Below are 18420 nucleotides of genomic sequence, written 5' to 3'. Positions count from 1 at the left end.
AAGGTTTTTACCTTTTTTCAGCGGTCCGGACGGGACTCGAACCCGCGACCCCATGCGTGACAGGCATGTATTCTAACCAGCTGAACTACCGGACCTATTCCCCTCTTTTGAGGACTGCAAATATAGTGCGTTTTTTTAAATTTAAAATCTTTTTGTGAAAAAAATTATTAAAGCCCTCCTTCTTTCATTTTTTCAGCATTTTCGGCAAATTGAAGGCCGTCTATAATGTCTTGAATATCACCGTCCATAATGGCTGGAAGGTTGTACATTGTCAACCCGATACGATGCTCGGTCACGCGCCCTTGCGGATAATTATAGGTGCGTATTTTGGCCGATCTGTCTCCCGTTGAGACCATCGTTTTACGCTTAGCAGCAATATCTCCTTGTTTTTTCTGGAGCTCTAATTCATAAAGTTTACTGCGTAGCATTTCCATGGCTAACTCCCGGTTAGCTAGCTGAGAGCGCTCTACCTGACACACAACCACAATACCGGAAGGTCTGTGTGTTAATTGAACTTTCGTCTCCACTTTGTTTACATTCTGTCCACCTGCGCCCCCTGATCTGGAAGTTTGCAATTCTACGTCCGCAGGATTAATTTCTACGTCCACTTCTTCTGCCTCGGGTAAAACTGCCACAGAAGCGGCAGATGTATGTACGCGGCCCTGCGTTTCTGTATCTGGAACGCGCTGTACCCTATGTACGCCTGATTCATATTTTAACTGACCGTACACATCCTCCCCGCTAACCTTTAATATAACTTCCTTATACCCTCCAGCGGTACCCTCTGTTACATCCATCACCTCAACGCGATAGCCTTTTTGATCGAAATAGCGGGTATACATTCGGTATAGATCCCCAGCAAAAAGTGCCGCTTCATCGCCTCCCGTTCCTCCTCTGATCTCAAAAATGGCATTCTTGGCATCTTCGGGATCTTTTGGAACCATCATCAGCCTAACTTTGTCTTCCTTCTCTTCCTTTTGAACCAATAAGCTATCGAGATCTTCTCTCGCCATATCTCTTAATTCCTGATCTTTCTCATTAGCTAAAATGTCTTTATTGGTCTCTATATTACTGATGATATTTTTGTAGATATGATATTCATCGACAATTTTGCCTAGATCTTTATATTCTTTATTCAACTTAGCAAAGCGCTTCATATCGTTCACCGTATCCGGATTACTCAATTCGCGCTCAACTTCTTCCCAACGTAATTTTATAGCTTCTAACTTCTCTAGCATACTAGTATAATTTGCTTTTTTGCCCAGCTAGGCAAAAAGTTTACAAACTTAGATAAAATGCTTCTCATATGCAATTGTGATAGTCAACCAAAAAACTTACTTTTGAGTAATTATAAACTTAAGAACCCTTATCATGCAAACCGTTGAACGCAACAAGCTTTTTGTGGCAAGCTGCTTAGCTCTGCTCGTAACATCTCTTTCATTTGGCATTAGAGCCGGTATAATGAATCAACTGGTGATCGATTTTCATTTAAGCACCGCTGAACTCGGTGTTATTACCGCTTCGGCATTTTGGGGCTTCCCTCTAGCTATTATTATAGGTGGTTTTGTTGTAGATGCTATCGGTATGAAGAACCTGCTCGTTATAGCCTTTGTATTGCATTTGGCAGGGATCGTGTTAACAGTCTTTGCTGCGGGTTATTGGACACTTTTTATTTCTACATTGTTGATAGGGATTGCCAATGGAACAGTTGAAGCGGCGTGCAATCCACTGGTTGCTTCGTTGTATACCGATAATAAAACGGTTAAACTGAACCATTTTCACTTGTGGTTCCCTGGTGGGATTGTTATAGGTACGCTAATCGTTTTGTTGTTCAACTATATACAAATCAGTTGGCAGTGGCAAGTGGCGATCATGATCATTCCTACTTTGATATATGGTTATCTATTTTCGACATTAAAATTTCCGGTTACAGAGCGTGTCGCATCCGGATTTTCTACAGCCGACATGTATAAAGCAGTACTCTCCCCCCTATTTATCGTGATGCTGATCTGTATGTTTGGTACAGCAGTGACGGAGTTGTTTACCGGGCAATGGATAGATGTGTTATTGAAAAACTTAACGAGCAATGCCATCCTCATATTAACACTCACTACCGGTGTGATGGTGATAGGAAGAGGCTTTGCAGGGCCTATTGTACATCGATTGTCGCCACAGGGAGTCTTGCTCTTATCTGCAATAATTTCCGCGGTAGGCTTATATCTTCTAAGTACTTTAACGGGTAATGCTATATTTTTTGCTGCTATTGTTTTCGGTATAGGGGTATGTTATTTCTGGCCAACAATGATCGGATTTGTTGCCGAGAATATTCCTCAATCAGGTGCTTTAGGGTTAAATCTGATGGGCGGAGCAGGGATGTTCGCTGTGTCTATTTACAGTATCTTCATGGGGAATTTTTATGATGGACTGGTGTTAAAATACCTTCCTGCTGGGGCAGATCTTGCTACCTATTTGGGTGCTGAAGAGAATACGCCAATGAATCAGGCACTCAATCAGGCTAAAAGTTTGGCAGGACCTGAAGTCATTCGAATTACGCTCATTATTCCGATTGTATTGACTATTGTTTTTGCCTGTTTGGTGCTATATCTGCGATCGAGAAATAGAATTAAACCATCACCCGTTTTGCAAACAGAATAATAATTAAAGGTGCTAAGAGCCGAATAAATACAATATTATGGGATGGGTAATCGCGTCAAGTAATGCTGTGCCCAGGTCTTTACAATACCGTTTATGCTTCAAATGTTTTTAAGATCACTTTTTCTTCTTCAAAAACGGCATAGGTATTGTAATTCACCCACTCGCCTAGATTGATATACCGGCTATTATTACCTAAGTCAATGTCGAGGGGTAAGTGGCGATGGCCAAAAATAAAATAATCGAAGTGCTGATTCTTGAGCATCTCTTTCGAATATACAATCAGCCATTCTTGTTCTGCTTCTTTACGCCATTCTTTTTTACCATTGGCAATACGGCTATTTTTTGACCACCTTAAGGCAAGTCCAATTCCTAAATTAGGGTGTAGGCGCGCAAACAGCCATTGGCAAAATTGGCTCCTGAAAAATTTTTTTAGAAATTTATATTTAGCATCCCCGGGTCCCAAACCGTCTCCATGATGAAGATAAAAACGCTTTCCGTTGCGCTCTATAATCAATTCATTTGAAATGATGGTTGCCCCCAGTTCTTTTTCGAGATAACCAAACATCCACATATCATGATTACCCTTAAAAAAGGTTATTTTAACCCCCATATCAGACAATTCTGCCAGTTTTCCTAAGAAGCGGACAAAACCTTTTGGAACAGCCGTGGCATATTCAAACCAAAAATCAAAAATGTCGCCCATCAGATACAACTCGCTTGCGTCTTGCTTAATGGAATCTAACCATCTTACTAAACGATTTTCACGTTCCCTGCTTTTTTCGTAGGTTGGTACGCCTAAATGGAAATCTGAAGCAAAATAAATCTTTTTGTTATTAACCATCGATGCGAAGGTAATAAAAGCCTGCTTATTTTTTTATAGGGATATATACTTTATCTACATTCCAGCCTTCTAATGCTAGTTCTATCGAACCCTTTATGTTTTTTTCAGCGGTACTGATGTTGATAGTTCTCTTTTCTCCCGGTAGGACGGATACGTAATTATTGTCATAGAAGGTGGGTAATATTCGCTGCTTATCTTTGGCATTTACAATAGATAGCCGATTAAAAAAGGCCACTGTATTAGTAGAGTCATTGGTCAATGTTACCTGAACAGTGCCATCGCTTATTTTTTCGGTTTTTACCTGTAGAGTGGCTCGCTTTAAGTGATTTAAACCATCATAATTTCCATTTTTGCTTGGCAACCAATAAAAATTATCGCTGAGGACATTTTTATCGCTTCCTAGTAATTTAATACTTAAGAATAGCCCCTCCTTTTCACTCAATTCACTTATGCGCTCTTTTAAAGAAATGATTCTTTTAACAGATGATGGTTCCATGTAGGTAAAAACTTGTGTAAGCGGATATTCCTTTCCTTGCATATCATATGCCTTAACTACCAACATCATGTTATTTCTGCTTTCAAAATGATTATTAACCATCATAATAAAACCATCAACAGGGTTGTACATCGCATGGAGCGGTTCGCTTCCCGAACGAAGGCCATAAAGTGCGGCATTTGGATCAAGATAGTAATCGTACATTTGACCGCGCATTGACGTCCAAGGATTTTGGGTTTTCCAGATAATGGTCCCAGTATACCAATCCCACATGTGTGCACTAAACCCCTCCATGAGTGCGCGATATTGATCGTAATTAACCAGCTGAGCTTTTTCGGCAAAATCTTCCAAATTTTTTGGTGCACCATAAGCGTTAATATGGGCTCCATAACTGATGTATGTGTGGTAGTCCCAAACGCTGTCTACTTTTTCTTTTGTGCTACCGTTTTCAGAAACACCAAGGTACTGTGGAGGTGTTTGATTTTCAATGGGAAGAAACCTTTTGAGTGATTCTATATCGCCTACTCCAACAGAACCTACTTCCGAATTAAAGGGCCAAGTACGAGAAGCCCAAAAGCTGTCTGTAGGTTGAATGCCATACGGGCCATCACCATTTCCCCCTAAGAAGTTATAAGACATGGCATCTGAATTGGAATAATCTACAAACCAACGGGTACCATCTAGCTTAGGAAGTATAGAATCGCGCAAAGAGGTTAATATGTCATCAGGTGGGGTGATTTCATTTCCTCCACACCACATTGCTAATGACGCATGATTTCTAATCATTTTGATCATATCTGCGGCCGATTCCAAAAAAAGATGATGGTCATCAGGATACTGTCGCCTTGTCCATTGGTCGTCTAATTTTTTGGGATCTTCCCAACGACCATTACAGTCGCCCGACATCCAAAAATCCTGAAATACTAATAAACCATAGCGGTCACAAGCCTCATAAAATTCAGGACGTTCAACTAAGGCTCCTCCCCAAATCCGTATGAGATTAAGGTTCATATCGCGATGGAAACGTATTTCTGCGTCATATCTTTCCTTGGAGAAACGTAACATTGCATCTGAAATAATCCAGTTTCCTCCTTTTATGAAGATTTCCTGACCATTGACAGCAATTTCTCTGCTACGGGTAATAGCGTTCCAAGTTGTTTGAATTTCACGGACACCAAAAGAGATGGAATCGCTATCGGCTATTTGTTTTTTGTCACTAGGAATGAATTGAAGATTAATGGTGTACAAATGTTGGGCGCCATAGTTAGCAGGCCACCATAATTTAGGGTGCTTTAATTCATATTCGGGAAGTGCTACTTCAATCGTACTGGAGGCAGCTATTGTAACTTGCTTAGAAATCTTTTGATTTTCGAGTGTATATTCCAATGTACCACTAATTGCTTCATTAGAGCTGTTCGTTAAAGAGGCTGATGTCTTGATAATAGCGGGCATTTGGGAACCTGAAGGTTTTCTTTTTCCTGGAACTAGGGTGATTATATGAGGATCTTGTATCGATATGCTGCCTGTTTTTTCAATTGAAACCTTATCCCAGATGCCTGTATTGCGGTCGCGTATAGGTTTAATCCAATCCCAGCCCGCTGTATATTGTAAGCCTACGTTTTTGGCAATGGTTCCATCTCCGCCTTGTCCGCCATTTGGGTTTCCTACCTCATCTGGGGGAAATACAATAACAGCTAGTCTATTTTTGCCATCCTCTCTCAGATAAGACGTAATGTTAAAGGCTTTACGAAGATACATGCCTTTGAAAGGTTCTGTATTAACCTTATGGCCATTTAAATAGACCTCGCAGCTATAATTGATCCCGCGGAAATGTAGCCAAACCTGTTGATCGCTAGTAGGTTGTTTTTCTTCAAAATCTTTTACAAACCAATAGGTATAATAATCCTTTCCTATCGTATATATATCGGGTATTTTTTCGTTGTTCATGCCATAAAAGGGATCAGGAATCTCCTTATTCTGAAGCATGGTGGTTAACACCGTACCGGGCACTACCGCATTTTTCCAATTTTTTAATTGAAACGATGGAAGCGAAATCTTTTCTCCTTGTTGTTTTACCTCTTTGTAATTAATACATTTCCACCCACTGTTCAGCTCATAACGTGATTGTGCATTGATATTACAAAAGAGAAATAAGTAAAACAGTAAGAAATAAATCGTTTTAGTGAAGGGATTTAGATAAGACATTTTCTAAGGTTGTTGATTAAAAAAGAAATACTTAACAAAGCATGTGTAAATTATGCAAAAAAGAAGAAGATCGTCTTTTCTTACAAACTTAGTGATTTCTCAGCAAAATAAAGACGCGTATCGGCTTGCTACAACACCTTTTTATGGCAGAAGAGAGATCGATCAAAATGTTTTTTTATACAAACCAATTATATTGTATATAAAAGCAATTTATCTAAGTTTGTAAATTGAAGCTTTTTTCAAATAATTATTCCACATGTTAAAGAATTACACGAATATTTTGTTGCTTGGGACGATCTTGACGGCTTGCGGTAACAAACAACAAACAATTGAACCAGCAGCTAGTATGAATCTTAAGCCTTATCCACAAACAAAAAAAGAAGCAGTTATTGATAATTATTTCGGGACAAAGGTTTCCGATCTCTATCGTTGGTTAGAAAATGATACGGCCGCTGATACGAAGGCCTGGGTGGCTGCTGAAAATAAAGTGACGCAGGATTACCTGGCGCAAATTCCCTTTCGCACTGCTATGGAAAGCCGACTGGGGAAATTATGGAATTATGAAAAAATATCAGCGCCATCCAAGGAGGGAAATTATACATACTATTCAAAAAATGATGGACTTCAAAATCAATCGGTGATCTATCGTGAGAAAGAAGACGGCAAAAGCGAAGTATTTCTTGATCCGAATAAATTTTCAAGTGATGGAACCACGTCACTAGCAGGTATTGATTTTAGCAAAGACGGAAGTTTACTGGCTTATCAAATTTCGGAGGGGGGATCTGATTGGCGAAAAGTGATTGTCTGGAAAGCAGCAGATAAATCGGTAGTAGGCGATACCTTAATAGATGTTAAATTTTCCGGACTGGCTTGGAAGGGAAATGAGGGTTTTTATTACAGCAGTTACGATAAACCTAAAGAGGGAAGCGCACTTTCGGGCCTAACACAGTACCATAAGTTGTATTTTCATAAATTGGGTACTCCACAGAGCACAGACGAGCTTATCTTCGGAGGAGAAACTACGCCAAGACGGTACATTGGAGCCTATTTGACGGAAGATCAGCGCTTTTTGGTAATTTCGGCAGCAAATACAACCAGTGGCAACGAACTATATGTGCAGGATCTAAGTAAGCCCGATTCGAAAATCATTCAAGTAATAAATAACTTTGATAAAGAGCATAGTGTGGTGGAGAATGAGGGGGACAAGCTCTTTATCTATACAAATTTGAACGCGCCGAACTATAAAGTAGTGACGGTGAATGTGAATAACCCACAGCCGATTAATTGGAAAGATCTTATTCCCGAAACTGAAAACGTTCTGAATATAGAAACAGGAGGAGGTAAACTTTTTGCCAATTATTTAAAAGATGCTACGTCCCTGGTAAAACAATTTGATCGTCAGGGAAAAGAGGAGCGTACAATCGAATTGCCTGGAGTTGGTACCGCCAATGGTTTTGGTGCGAAGCAAAACGAAAAGGAACTTTATTATTCGTTTACCTCATATCTGTATCCATCAACCATTTTTAAGTACGATATTGGCACAGGGAAGTCTGAAGTATATAAAAAACCGAATGTGCTATTTAATCCTGATGATTACGAATCCAAACAAGTCTTTTACACATCGAAAGATGGTACAAAAGTACCAATGATCATTACATATAAAAAGGGTTTAGTATTAGATGGCCGTAACCCTACTTTACTATACGGTTATGGTGGATTTAACATAAGTATGACACCCTCATTTAGTGTATCGAACATACTCCTTTTGGAACAAGGAGGAGTTTATGCTGTGGCAAACCTTCGTGGGGGCGGAGAATATGGAGAAAAATGGCATATTGCCGGCACAAAGCTACAGAAGCAAAATGTATTTGATGATTTTATAGCCGCCGCTGAATATTTAATAAAAGAGAATTATACATCAAAAGATAGATTGGCCATTTCAGGGGGATCTAATGGTGGATTGTTGGTGGGCGCATCTATGACCCAACGGCCCGATCTTTTCAAAGTTGCTTTTCCAGCGGTAGGTGTGCTCGACATGCTTCGATACCATAAATTTACAGCAGGTGCAGGTTGGGCATATGATTATGGTACGGCAGATGATAGTAAAGAAATGTTTGAATACCTGTATAAATATTCACCTTATCATGCCCTTAAGAAAGATGTTAGTTACCCGGCAACAATGGTAACAACGGCAGATCACGATGATCGCGTTGTACCTGCACATAGTTTTAAATATGCTGCACGTTTGCAAGAATATAATAGAGGAGACAACCCAGTGTTAATAAGAATTGAAACGAAAGCTGGCCATGGGGCAGGAAAACCTACCGCGATGATTATTCAAGAACAGGCAGATAAATGGGCATTTATGTTTCAGCATATGGGGATAGAATATAAAAAATAACGTAATTAAAAGAAAAGCGGGAATTACAAATCCCGCTTTATCTTTTAATTAGATTTGTCGTCCAGCGGGTTAATAGGTCTTACTGTGTATCCCCTACGTCGTAAAAGATTGATTACTCCTTTTTCACCGCCAAGGTGCCCGGCACCAAAAGCAAAAAAGGTTGAGGTGGTTTGCGCCTGCTTAATTATAGTAGAAATCCAATTTGCGTTTCGGTTGTATAACATGATATCCAGATAGTTTTCCGTCAAGGGGTCTGACGTTATTTTTTCGTGCATCGTATTAATATCTTGCTCCTTATAGAGCTTTATTAGCTTATTAATCTCCTGTTTAGTGCTGTCCATATTGAAAGCCATCTCCTTGAGTTGTTCGGCTTGCAGTAGGTATGGAACTGTGTCAAAAATGGCTGCTTGGCTTTCTAATGTCTCTAAACCATTCATTTTCCATCCTTTTTCCTTTGCCATTTTTACTAAAGTAAGTTCCCAGCTAGCAGGTTGGCAGCCCAGGGCACTCATCATCACAACGGAATATAAACCAAAGGGTTTTATCTTGTTGAACATATCTAAGCCCATATGGGTATGTTTTTCCAACGTATCATTTATTTGAGCATAAGTTAAACTGTCATACAGATCATGAAAAGTACTGTCATTTCGCATCTGCATCATTTGCATCATTTTCATTCCAATGTTCGGATCAGAAAAATCTATTTCAAGATATAATTGCTTGCTTGAATCAAATTTTTCCTTAATTGTACTGCTAACTTGCAGATCGTCGGGACACAGAAGGTGAAAGGTGCCGAATAAGTAAGACGACTTGGGCAGGTCTTTTCCACTGACTTCCCAAAGAATAGCTTTTTCGGTCGGTATTTGGGCTTTTAATGGGGTCTGGAGGCAAAACAACAGGAAAAAGGTGAGTTGGATTAATTTCGTCATAGATTTTCTTTATTGATAGTAGGATAGCCAAATGTTTACTGATCTTCTTTCAAATTCTCATTGTCAAGATCGGCTAGAATCTTATTAACATCCGCCTCTGTTTCTGTTAATTTACTTTTACAGATTTTAATTAATAAAGCGGCCCTTTTTACTTTATCCGATAATTCGTCTACACTGATTTCGCCATCTTCAATTTCTTCTACAATATGTTGCAGCTCTTCAAATGCAGCTGTATAGCTTAACTGATTATTCATATTTTTCGGTTTTGTTATTTCCCTTTACAAAAGTAATCTCACTTTCGATTTCCCCAAGAGCTAAAATAGTTTTTACTTTATCCCCCTCTTTCAGCATATTAGCGTTTTTTATTGCCTTTCCTTCTAAAAGGGTGATACTGTACCCTCTTTTAAGTACATGTTGTGGGTCCAATATGGATAAGTGACGTTCTTGACTTTCAATTTTCTTAGTCGCTTCTTGTATCGATTTGTTACCATGCAACGCAAGACTGTTCTGTAATTCATTTAATTGTGCTCTCTCCTTGCTCGCTATGTGGTGCACCTGACGTATTAATTGTACTTTCACTTGTACAAGTATTTGTCTGGAGTGCTTGTTTAAATGGATATTTTCACGCTTCAATCGTTGCCCTAAGAAAGTAATGTTCTGTTTTTCCTCCATTAAAATGTGTTTTGACTGAGCCGATAAAAGATCCTTGAGCTGTTTAAAAGAGTTTTTCTCCTGTATTAATACCTGCTTACTCTGCTGAAGTGTGCGGCTACGTAAACTCGCTAATTGATGCCTATTTTCTTGCAGTTCATTTATGCTTACCATCCTAAAATATTTAATGGTGTTGTTTAGCAATTGGTGCTGTTTTTCAAAAAGCTGCGTTGTTTTTGAACGGAGTACTTGCTCCGCATAAGCTACCGGGCGGGCGAAATCATGAAAATGCTGTAAAAGGTAATCCGCTAATGCGCTCGGAGTAATGGCATTCTTATAAGCAACCATTTCAGAAACCGTTTCATTGGTAGCATGTCCAATACCTGTGATCACGGGTATTGGAAAAGTGGCAATGGCAGTTGCTAAGAGAACGTTGTTGTAAGAGCTGAGTCCAACATCTCCGCCTCCCCCTCTGATAATAGCAACGACATCAAAATCGTGGAGGGACAAACGGACCTGCTTTAATTGATCGATGATGGAAGGAACGGATTTTTCTCCTTGCAAGAGCGCTGGAAATAATCGGTGTTCAAAATGATAGCCATATGGATTGTTATCGATGATTTTTAAAAAATCAGCCAGACCCTTACTGGTTTCAACCGAAATAATGGCTAGGCGTTTAGGAAGCACGGGAAATATGAGTTGTTTGTTTGCATCGAAAATCCCTTGTTCTTTTAGAATAACAATGCTAGCTTGTTTTTCTCGTTCAAGCTCGCCTAACGAGTAGGAGGCATCGATGTCCAAAATATGTAAACTTAAGCCATGAACCGGGTCGTAATTGATGGACGCCTGCATTAGGATATTGATGCCATTTTTAAGAGGCTCTTTGGTGACTTCCATAAAACGTTGGTTAATGCGCTCATAATCACCCTTCCATAAGGTAGATCGGATTTCCGCAATTACTTTTCCGTCTTTTTTTTCTAAGAGCTCAGGATAACAATGGCCGGAATGCGAATAGTGATTCAACTTGTTCATCTCTGCCTTTATCCAATATAAGCTTTTGTAGCGGTCGGCAATTGTTTTTTGAATGCTGCGCGCTACTTCTGCCAATGAAAAGATTGTTTTATCTGTGATTGTTTGTGGCATACTCAAACTTAGATAAAATGCCCGACATTCACGAACTGGTTTTTATTTTCACAGGGAGTATATGATATATATTAAAACGGGTATTACACAAATGGGATGTTCTCTAAAAAGTATTACTTGCTTGTCCTCTCGAGAAATCAAATTTTTAATCGCTCAAAGAGTTCAAATGAAAATTTGGCCATATTCCCTGCAGTAGGGCTCGAAGGAACAGCTGTTCGTGGGCTAAAAACTGGCCTCCAAATCTTCGGATAGCACAAGCTAAGTCGCTGTACTAGCTTTGAAAGAAGGTTTGCAGCCAGGAGTTTTTGGGTACCTTTTTGCGGAAAAAAGGTACACGTCATAGGTAGAATCAGATTTTTAATCAACTCAAAGAGTTCAAATGCCGATTTTTTATTCTCTAGAATAACTTCAATGCAATTCTTAATGTATTGATCCGGTTAAGTTGTTCATCGCTACTGTTGGAATGGGCATACATGAGGCGGATCATTTTCCATTGCAAGCCTACATGCAATTCACCATAATTACTTAACTCGGGACTATGCAGATAGTGAAGGCCTATAAGTTCTTCGAGTTTTAGTTTTCGCAAGAGCGGTACTTTACTGGTAAGCATACCGCCAAGATTATACTCGGTATGTGCTTCTATAAAACTGGATTGTGTACTGTAGCGATAATAATCCAAGGCTAAAAAGGAACTTAACTGCTGGTCTACGAATAATATTCGGTTACCGTTAAAGTGTTTAAAGTCGGGATAATATACCTGGTTATTATTAAAAAATTTACCAGCTGTAGCCGAAAAGGAGATACTGCCATATAAACCTAGGCTTAAATTACTCTTGTAAATGTTCGCGGTTAAAAGATCGTAATCTACATCTGAGTCAAGTATATTTTTTAGGCCTTTTGTATAATGGATGCCGATAGCTGGATATTTGGAGGGAAGATAGCGCTTACCACCAGGATAAGTTTCATAACGATTTGAAAAGTCATAACTCAGGCCAATACCTACTTTTGCAGCTTTATTATCGGCAAAAAGGGGAAGATCTGTATCGGGATGTAGGGGGTTATTAGCCGTTAGTTTGTGTTGGTTACGATCCCAGAAAGTGAAATCTGTAGCATTAGGTAGCCAATGCCTATTTGCCCATTCCGCTTGTATGCCTATTTTGATGTTGCCCGGGAGAGTATTACTCCAGGAGAAGGCTGCAAAGGTTTTTTCATATAGCTTTTGATAATTTTCACCGGCAAATAGGGTATACAAACTGTTAAGTAATACCGGAAGCGAACCCCTATTGTTTAAGTCAAGCACATCTCTACCACCTGATATTATAAAGGTTTGATCCTTCATAGGAATGCTGGCCTTAATGGAACCATTTAGGCGCTGGTTTGCAAAGCCATATCGCATGCGTCCAGCAATGTCAAGATAGTGGTTTAGGTTACTATCGATTTGACGGGAATAATTTATGCCGTAATTGATAACCAAACCTTCCACACTGTTGAAGAGCAACGAACGTAATGGTCCTCCGAAACGAACGGATTCCTTTTTATGTCGGTTACGATAACTGTATCCATTTACCAGAAAGGACAAAGGCTTGAAGCGGTTATGCTTGCGGTCAATAGAATCTAAGTAGCCCTTCGACTGATGGATGCGGTGTAGACTGTCTTTTGCAACATAGTCTCTTTGTTCCTCTTCTGTTAGTGGAATTGGCCTGTTTTCTGCCCAATAAGCACTATCCTTTTTATTAACATCTTTTTCGATGGATAAAACTTCCTTAAAAATTTTTTCGTTCGGGAGTTCAATAAAGGAATAATCCTGGTACGTTGCTGTGAAATATCCGGCAACTTGAAAACCTAATAGCCCAGCATTAAAATCTAATTGTACTGTGGAGGGCATCCATGTTTTATCGCTTATAGGCATGTAAAGTTGTTTAATGTTTAAAGAATCGACAAAATTGATACTCGATTCCTTGTCCACTAAAAAATTGACACTTTGAATGCGCCATTCTCCATCAACAATATAAATATTTCCTTTGTAAAGGGGTTCGGCTTTTCTTTTAGGGATTACCCTGATCTTAATAATTGTGGTACCATTCTCGTCGGATGTCCCTAGATATTGGTATTTATAATAGGACATCGCATTATCTGCAATAGGAGACACAAAAGGCCGACTGCTTAGGCCTTCAATAATGTCCTGGTAATTCTCGTAGAAGTTGAGTTGTAATTCGGAGGCTCTATTGAAGCTAAAAGCTCTATTATTACCCGATATCTTCGAGCTGATCATTTCTTCTTTAAAATCTTTTGGAGGATTTACGGTAATTTTTGATTCGGATTCCGACAAATAAACAATACCCCTTCTTCCAGAATCCAAGCCCATTTCTTTACCAAGTTCGTCAATGTTGACACCAAAGAATTTTTTTGGTGCTTTCAGTAGCCGTTGTAACCCTTTTATATATACACGGGCGCTATAAGGGCCCGTCTTTTCAAGATAGTAACGTCTTTTGTTAATTGCTTTTCTAATAATTTCGTAGGCTGGATCTTCTTGATTTCCAATCACCACCTCCTGCAAAGAATAAACCTCATCCGCCAACTGAATGGCGAGACTATCGCGTTGAGGTAAGGTTACCCTAAGTGTTTTGGGCCGATAACCGACGGCCGAAACGGTTAGTTGATGGTTCCCTTCTGGAAGGGAGAGCTTAAAATGCCCTTCCTTGTTTGCGGAGGTCCCTACCGATGAGCGATCCTTAACAATCGTTGCAAAAGGAATGGCTGCTCCACCAATGTCGGTTACTGTTCCTTGTAGCGGTATTTGTTGGGCAATCGTACGAATACTTAAAAATAGGAGGAAGATGAGCGTAAGGGTTCTATTCATCAGCATGTAATTTACCTGCAATTTATGCCATTAAGATGAATAAAGGAGCCGAAAGGTTACAGTGCTTTCTGTTAAAGTATGTTAAAGAAGGTGGCCCATGCAAAACTTTTTTCGCATAGGCTTTATTAATATGAAGCAAAAACTTATTTCACTAATTGCTTTACTTTTAAGAGCTTGACAGTGATCCCTATTTGTCCTAAGTGATATAAATCGTGATGGATCATCCCTTCTAGGAAGTATTGAAAGGTATCTCTTGTGTCTAAATATTTTTGGGTGAGAAAACTATCATCTTTTACCTCGATAAGCCTTATTAGATGATATTGAGAAGCATAAAAATCCTCTTTTAGTTTTTTCCACCCAATTTTTTTTAATTCATCATTCGATTTCCAATCCTCCGGACTTTCAACGGTGAGTAAGCTTTTCTGGCCTTGCAACTTAAGTATGCACCCTTTACGCCATTCTAAGAGATGGGAAATAATTTCGGCAACGCTGTGCACTTCGGGGATGGGCCTGGTAAAGGCTTGTTCTTCCGTTAATAAATCGATTTTTTTAGCAAAAGTTTCGTCGAGCCAAAGGTCTCCATCTTGTACATCTTGTAACTGCTTAACAAGGTTCTTAATTAACACATTATTCATTATAAAAGGTTTTGATTTATATCTAAATTGGCGTGGAGTAAATATAAAAAAAATCATTCTTTTATTAAAATGATTACGCCTGATCAAAAATAATTTCTCATACGAACATACATTCAACGTTCATTTTTATCAATCTTTCAGCTTTTCTTTTTAAATCTGTATTTTTACCGCAAATCGTCAAAATATGTATAAAACACTTCAACCAGTATTACAAAAAGAATTAGCCGAAATAGAAGAGGCGGGATTGTATAAACGCGAACGCATTATCACGTCACCACAAGGTGCAGATATCAAAGTAAGCGACGGAAAAGAAGTGATTAATTTCTGTGCTAATAATTATCTTGGTTTGTCCTCACATCCAAAAGTGATAGCTGCTGCGAAGGAGGCCATTGATACGCATGGTTATGGCATGTCATCGGTTCGATTTATCTGTGGAACACAAGATATTCATAAGACGCTAGAAGCTAAAATTTCTAAATTTTTAGGAACCGAAGATACTATTTTATATGCCGCAGCATTTGATGCAAATGGAGGCGTATTTGAACCCTTATTTGGGGCCGAAGATGCGATTATTTCAGACGAATTGAACCATGCCTCTATTATTGATGGTGTTCGTTTATGTAAAGCGCAACGCTTTCGTTATAAAAATGCTGACATGGCAGATCTAGAGAAACAGCTCATTGCAGCTAAAGATGCAAGACACCGAATTATTGTTACGGATGGAGCTTTCTCGATGGATGGCGTGGTTGCTCCGCTCGACAAAATATGCGACTTGGCGGATAGGTATGAAGCATTAGTGATGATTGACGAATCACATTGTACGGGCTTTATTGGAAAAACCGGAAGAGGTACCCACGAACATTTCGGTGTAATAGATAGAATTGATATTATTACCGGAACCTTGGGGAAAGCTCTTGGGGGCGCGTCGGGCGGGTTTACTTCTGGCAAAAAGGAGATTATTGACATGTTACGCCAACGCTCACGACCTTATTTGTTTTCTAACACCTTAGCACCGGCTATTACAGGAGCGTCAATAGCGGTATTAGATATGTTAAGTGAGACAACAAGTTTACGGGATAAGTTAGAGCACAATACCAAGTATTTTAGAGATAAAATGACAGATGCGGGTTTTGACATTAAGCCTGGATTTCATCCTATTGTACCTGTTATGTTGTATGATGCAAAGCTGGCCCAAGCTTTTGCTGCCAAAATGCTGGAAGAGGGAATATACGTAATTGGTTTTTACTATCCTGTAGTGCCAAAAGAAAAGGCCCGTATTCGTGTGCAATTATCTGCTGCTCACGAGCAGCAGCACTTAGATAAAGCAATAGCAGCTTTTACAAAGGTTGGGAAAGCCTTGGGTGTAATAAAATAACGATATATAGAATAAAGCGTTTGCTTTTGTATATTTTTGTAATTATATATGTGCTCCAATTAGAAAAAGAGCAGAAAATTTAATATTATCTATTGTAAGATAGTTCTTTACAATAAACAAATGAGCAGTATACAAGAAAGAATTGACCAATATTGGGAAGAAGTTAAAAACTGGACACCAAGTTCTGCCGAAGAAGTAGAAATTTATCGGTTAAAATTTTTAGTTTCAAAAGGTATTTTGAAAAATCTCTTCGAAGAATTTAAGAATGTCTCTGTCGAAGAGAAAAGAGCACTAGGTAAAGTGTTAAATGAATTTAAGCAGGCTACTGAAGGCAGGTTCAATGAATTTAAAGATCAATTTAGTGAGGAGCAATCCAAAGCGAAGCCGAGTCAGGATCTTACACTGCCTGGCCCTGGTTTTGAATTTGGCGCCCGGCATCCTCTCTCGCTCGTTAGAAAAGAGATTGTAGAGATATTCAAAAAGTTAGGATTTGTTGTTGCGGAAGGACCAGAAATTGAAGATGACTGGCATAATTTCAGTGCACTTAATTTCCCTGAGGAGCATCCCGCCCGGGATATGCAAGATACATTTTTTATCAGAAAGCAAGCGGGAAACGATATCGCACTTCGTACACACACCTCGTCTGTGCAGGTGCGTATGATGGAAAATGGTAAACCACCGTTCAGAGCTATCATGCCTGGAAGAGTTTATCGAAACGAAGCAATATCTGCAAGGGCGCATTGTTTTTTTCATCAGGTAGAGGGTTTATATATTGATGAAGGAGTATCGTTTGCGGATCTGAAACAAACCCTATTTCATTTCGTCCAAGAAATGTACGGAGAGGGTACTAAAGTGCGTTTCCGGCCATCTTACTTTCCTTTTACTGAGCCTTCTGCAGAAATGGATATTTCTTGCACCATTTGTAAAGGAGCAGGATGTAATATGTGCAAATATACCGGATGGGTTGAAATATTGGGTTGCGGAATGGTTGATCCGAATGTATTAGAGAATAGCGGTATTGACGCAGCTAAATACACTGGGTTCGCTTTTGGGATGGGTATTGAGCGCATCACAAATTTAAAATACGAGATTAAAGACTTAAGACTGTTCTCTGAAAATGATATCCGTTTCTTAAAACAATTTGAATCAGAAACTATTTAATAAATGAATATACATCGGAATTTGAGTGTTTTTGTACTTTTGTTGCTTATCACCGCCTGTCAAAAAGATTACTATGGAATTCCCGATGTTATAGTGAATGAAACATTTTCTACAATTGAGTATCATCAGCTTGAAGTGGCAGGTGGCTATGCTATGTCAAATACAGGTGGGGTTGCGGGAGTTTTGGTTTATAATACCGGTGGTGGTTATGTCGCATTTGATCGGTGTAGCACTGTAAACCCAGAGAAAAGATGTGCCATTGAAGTCGATTCAACAGGTATTGTTGTAAATGATCCTTGTAGCGGAGCTAAGTTTGATATTAGAAACGGTATGCCATCAAAGGCGCCTGCTGAACGCCCTTTAAAACCTTATCAGGTAAGAAGAGAAGGGAATATTATTAGAGTTATAAACTAAATGGAAGCAGATAAAATAAAAGAAAGTATTAAGCGATCTGCAAGAGACCTCTTCAGACGCTATGGGTATAATAAAACAAGCGTCAATGAAATTGCAAAAAGAGCAAAGATCGCTAAAGCAACCATTTATAAATATTTCGATAGTAAAGAGCTCGTGTTGCATGCGATTTTGATGGATTATATCCGTGTTGGTGTTGATGACCTTGTTCATAATCCCAATACCGAAAATGATCAGGAAATTTATTTAAGCAATCTTATCTTAAAAGTTAGTCGTCTAACCTATACTATCTGTAATGAATTTATAGGATGGGACTTTATTCGCGAATCGGCCAATGCACAAGAATATCTTAAGACGCTATCAGATGATCTTGAAAATCTTCTCATAAATTCTTTTAAAGAAAGTAATGTTATTGACCCAAATATTCCGAAAGAAAATCTTGTTTTCTTAATCAAATCGAGCAAGAGTATTGTTTTTTCATTTGCTTTTACGGCCGTAAGTGTAGCCGATGTTCGGAAGAACTTTATTTCTTTTCAGAAAGAATTATTACCGTATTTGGTAAAAGCAACTGTTGTTTAATGTAAACAAAAGATGGATCGTTGGCAGAGGGTTGACTATTCATTATTGGCGGCAGGCGCTAGTGCTCGTATAATTGGA

The 18420-nt window shown here is 39.0% G+C and carries 14 protein-coding genes and 1 tRNA gene; 6 read left to right on the top strand and 9 right to left on the bottom strand.

Translation table 11 applies throughout. The features are described from left to right. Positions 1-21 precede the first annotated feature (21 nt). A tRNA-Asp gene (locus tag BMY50_RS21425) sits at positions 22-95 on the bottom strand. Positions 96-167: 72 nt separating this feature from the next. After that, positions 168-1238 (bottom strand): peptide chain release factor 1, encoded by a 1071-nt coding sequence (prfA, locus tag BMY50_RS21420; RefSeq protein WP_093328856.1) that lies wholly within the window; start codon positions 1236-1238, stop codon positions 168-170. A gap of 133 nt (positions 1239-1371) precedes the next feature. Here prfA and BMY50_RS21415 point away from each other — a divergent pair, with 133 nt between their 5' ends. Beyond that, positions 1372-2655, top strand: a complete 1284-nt coding sequence (locus tag BMY50_RS21415; protein ID WP_093328854.1) for an MFS transporter — start codon at positions 1372-1374, stop codon at positions 2653-2655. A gap of 91 nt (positions 2656-2746) precedes the next feature. Here BMY50_RS21415 and BMY50_RS21410 read toward each other — a convergent pair whose 3' ends face one another. Further along, positions 2747-3496: a UDP-2,3-diacylglucosamine diphosphatase gene (locus BMY50_RS21410; RefSeq protein ID WP_093328851.1), complete on the bottom strand. Its 750-nt coding sequence runs from the start codon at positions 3494-3496 to the stop codon at positions 2747-2749. A 25-nt stretch (positions 3497-3521) separates the two neighbouring features. Further along, the gene (locus tag BMY50_RS21405) at positions 3522-6197 is read right to left on the bottom strand and encodes a glycoside hydrolase family 2 protein (RefSeq protein WP_093328847.1); all 2676 of its coding nucleotides are present in this window, start codon (positions 6195-6197) and stop codon (positions 3522-3524) included. Between the two features lie 256 nt (positions 6198-6453). Between BMY50_RS21405 and BMY50_RS21400 the strand changes: the two genes are divergently transcribed. Next, on the top strand, positions 6454-8598 hold the full coding sequence (locus BMY50_RS21400; protein WP_093328844.1) for a prolyl oligopeptidase family serine peptidase: 2145 nt from the start codon (positions 6454-6456) through the stop codon (positions 8596-8598). A 44-nt stretch (positions 8599-8642) separates the two neighbouring features. Here the strand turns inward: BMY50_RS21400 and BMY50_RS21395 are convergent, their stop codons facing one another. The 5 genes from BMY50_RS21395 to BMY50_RS21370 all read right to left on the bottom strand — a co-directional run bounded on the left by BMY50_RS21395 (position 8643) and on the right by BMY50_RS21370 (position 14816). Beyond that, entirely contained in the window at positions 8643-9527 is an 885-nt protein-coding gene (locus BMY50_RS21395; RefSeq protein ID WP_093328841.1) for a TraB/GumN family protein, read from the bottom strand. 35 nt (positions 9528-9562) lie between these two features. Continuing rightward, positions 9563-9781 carry an exodeoxyribonuclease VII small subunit gene (gene xseB, locus BMY50_RS21390; RefSeq protein WP_093328838.1) on the bottom strand — a complete coding sequence of 73 codons (219 nt, stop codon included), beginning with the start codon at positions 9779-9781 and terminating at the stop codon, positions 9563-9565. Further along, on the bottom strand, positions 9774-11321 hold the full coding sequence (gene xseA, locus BMY50_RS21385; protein WP_093328836.1) for an exodeoxyribonuclease VII large subunit: 1548 nt from the start codon (positions 11319-11321) through the stop codon (positions 9774-9776). The genes xseB and xseA overlap by 8 nt, the downstream gene beginning before the upstream one ends. Positions 11322-11718: 397 nt before the next feature. Beyond that, positions 11719-14181 (bottom strand): DUF5686 and carboxypeptidase regulatory-like domain-containing protein, encoded by a 2463-nt coding sequence (locus BMY50_RS21375; RefSeq protein WP_162276647.1) that lies wholly within the window; start codon positions 14179-14181, stop codon positions 11719-11721. Between the two features lie 143 nt (positions 14182-14324). After that, complete coding sequence (locus BMY50_RS21370) at positions 14325-14816, bottom strand: DinB family protein (protein ID WP_093328907.1); 492 nt, start codon at positions 14814-14816, stop codon at positions 14325-14327. Between the two features lie 184 nt (positions 14817-15000). On the opposite strand from BMY50_RS21370, the gene kbl reads away from it, so the two are divergent. The 4 genes from kbl (at position 15001) to BMY50_RS21350 (ending at position 18342) form a co-directional block, all read left to right on the top strand. Beyond that, entirely contained in the window at positions 15001-16191 is a 1191-nt protein-coding gene (kbl, locus tag BMY50_RS21365) for a glycine C-acetyltransferase (RefSeq protein WP_093328829.1), read from the top strand. Between the two features lie 120 nt (positions 16192-16311). Then, the gene (gene pheS / locus BMY50_RS21360) at positions 16312-17352 is read left to right on the top strand and encodes a phenylalanine--tRNA ligase subunit alpha (RefSeq protein ID WP_093328827.1); all 1041 of its coding nucleotides are present in this window, start codon (positions 16312-16314) and stop codon (positions 17350-17352) included. Positions 17353-17355: 3 nt separating this feature from the next. Next, on the top strand, positions 17356-17766 hold the full coding sequence (locus tag BMY50_RS21355; RefSeq protein WP_093328825.1) for a Rieske (2Fe-2S) protein: 411 nt from the start codon (positions 17356-17358) through the stop codon (positions 17764-17766). Next, on the top strand, positions 17767-18342 hold the full coding sequence (locus BMY50_RS21350) for a TetR/AcrR family transcriptional regulator (RefSeq protein ID WP_093328823.1): 576 nt from the start codon (positions 17767-17769) through the stop codon (positions 18340-18342). The last annotated feature ends 78 nt before the right edge of the window (positions 18343-18420 follow it).

The sequence above is a fragment of the Olivibacter domesticus genome (assembly GCF_900109575.1).
GTDB classification, from domain to species: domain Bacteria; phylum Bacteroidota; class Bacteroidia; order Sphingobacteriales; family Sphingobacteriaceae; genus Olivibacter; species Olivibacter domesticus.
The sequence above is the reverse complement of the archived record's forward strand: the minus strand, read 5'-3'. Positions and strand labels throughout refer to the sequence as shown.

Excerpts from the sequence above, each read along its gene's own strand:
- prfA (WP_093328856.1), bottom strand. The coding sequence starts at position 1,238 with ATGCTAGAGAAGTTAGAAGCTATAAAATTACGTTGGGAAGAAGTTGAG.
- BMY50_RS21415 (WP_093328854.1), top strand. The coding sequence starts at position 1,372 with ATGCAAACCGTTGAACGCAACAAGCTTTTTGTGGCAAGCTGCTTAGCT.
- BMY50_RS21410 (WP_093328851.1), bottom strand. The coding sequence starts at position 3,496 with ATGGTTAATAACAAAAAGATTTATTTTGCTTCAGATTTCCATTTAGGC.
- BMY50_RS21405 (WP_093328847.1), bottom strand. The coding sequence starts at position 6,197 with ATGTCTTATCTAAATCCCTTCACTAAAACGATTTATTTCTTACTGTTT.
- BMY50_RS21400 (WP_093328844.1), top strand. The coding sequence starts at position 6,454 with ATGTTAAAGAATTACACGAATATTTTGTTGCTTGGGACGATCTTGACG.
- BMY50_RS21395 (WP_093328841.1), bottom strand. The coding sequence starts at position 9,527 with ATGACGAAATTAATCCAACTCACCTTTTTCCTGTTGTTTTGCCTCCAG.
- xseB (WP_093328838.1), bottom strand. The coding sequence starts at position 9,781 with ATGAATAATCAGTTAAGCTATACAGCTGCATTTGAAGAGCTGCAACAT.
- xseA (WP_093328836.1), bottom strand. The coding sequence starts at position 11,321 with ATGCCACAAACAATCACAGATAAAACAATCTTTTCATTGGCAGAAGTA.
- BMY50_RS21375 (WP_162276647.1), bottom strand. The coding sequence starts at position 14,181 with ATGAATAGAACCCTTACGCTCATCTTCCTCCTATTTTTAAGTATTCGT.
- BMY50_RS21370 (WP_093328907.1), bottom strand. The coding sequence starts at position 14,816 with ATGAATAATGTGTTAATTAAGAACCTTGTTAAGCAGTTACAAGATGTA.
- kbl (WP_093328829.1), top strand. The coding sequence starts at position 15,001 with ATGTATAAAACACTTCAACCAGTATTACAAAAAGAATTAGCCGAAATA.
- pheS (WP_093328827.1), top strand. The coding sequence starts at position 16,312 with ATGAGCAGTATACAAGAAAGAATTGACCAATATTGGGAAGAAGTTAAA.
- BMY50_RS21355 (WP_093328825.1), top strand. The coding sequence starts at position 17,356 with ATGAATATACATCGGAATTTGAGTGTTTTTGTACTTTTGTTGCTTATC.
- BMY50_RS21350 (WP_093328823.1), top strand. The coding sequence starts at position 17,767 with ATGGAAGCAGATAAAATAAAAGAAAGTATTAAGCGATCTGCAAGAGAC.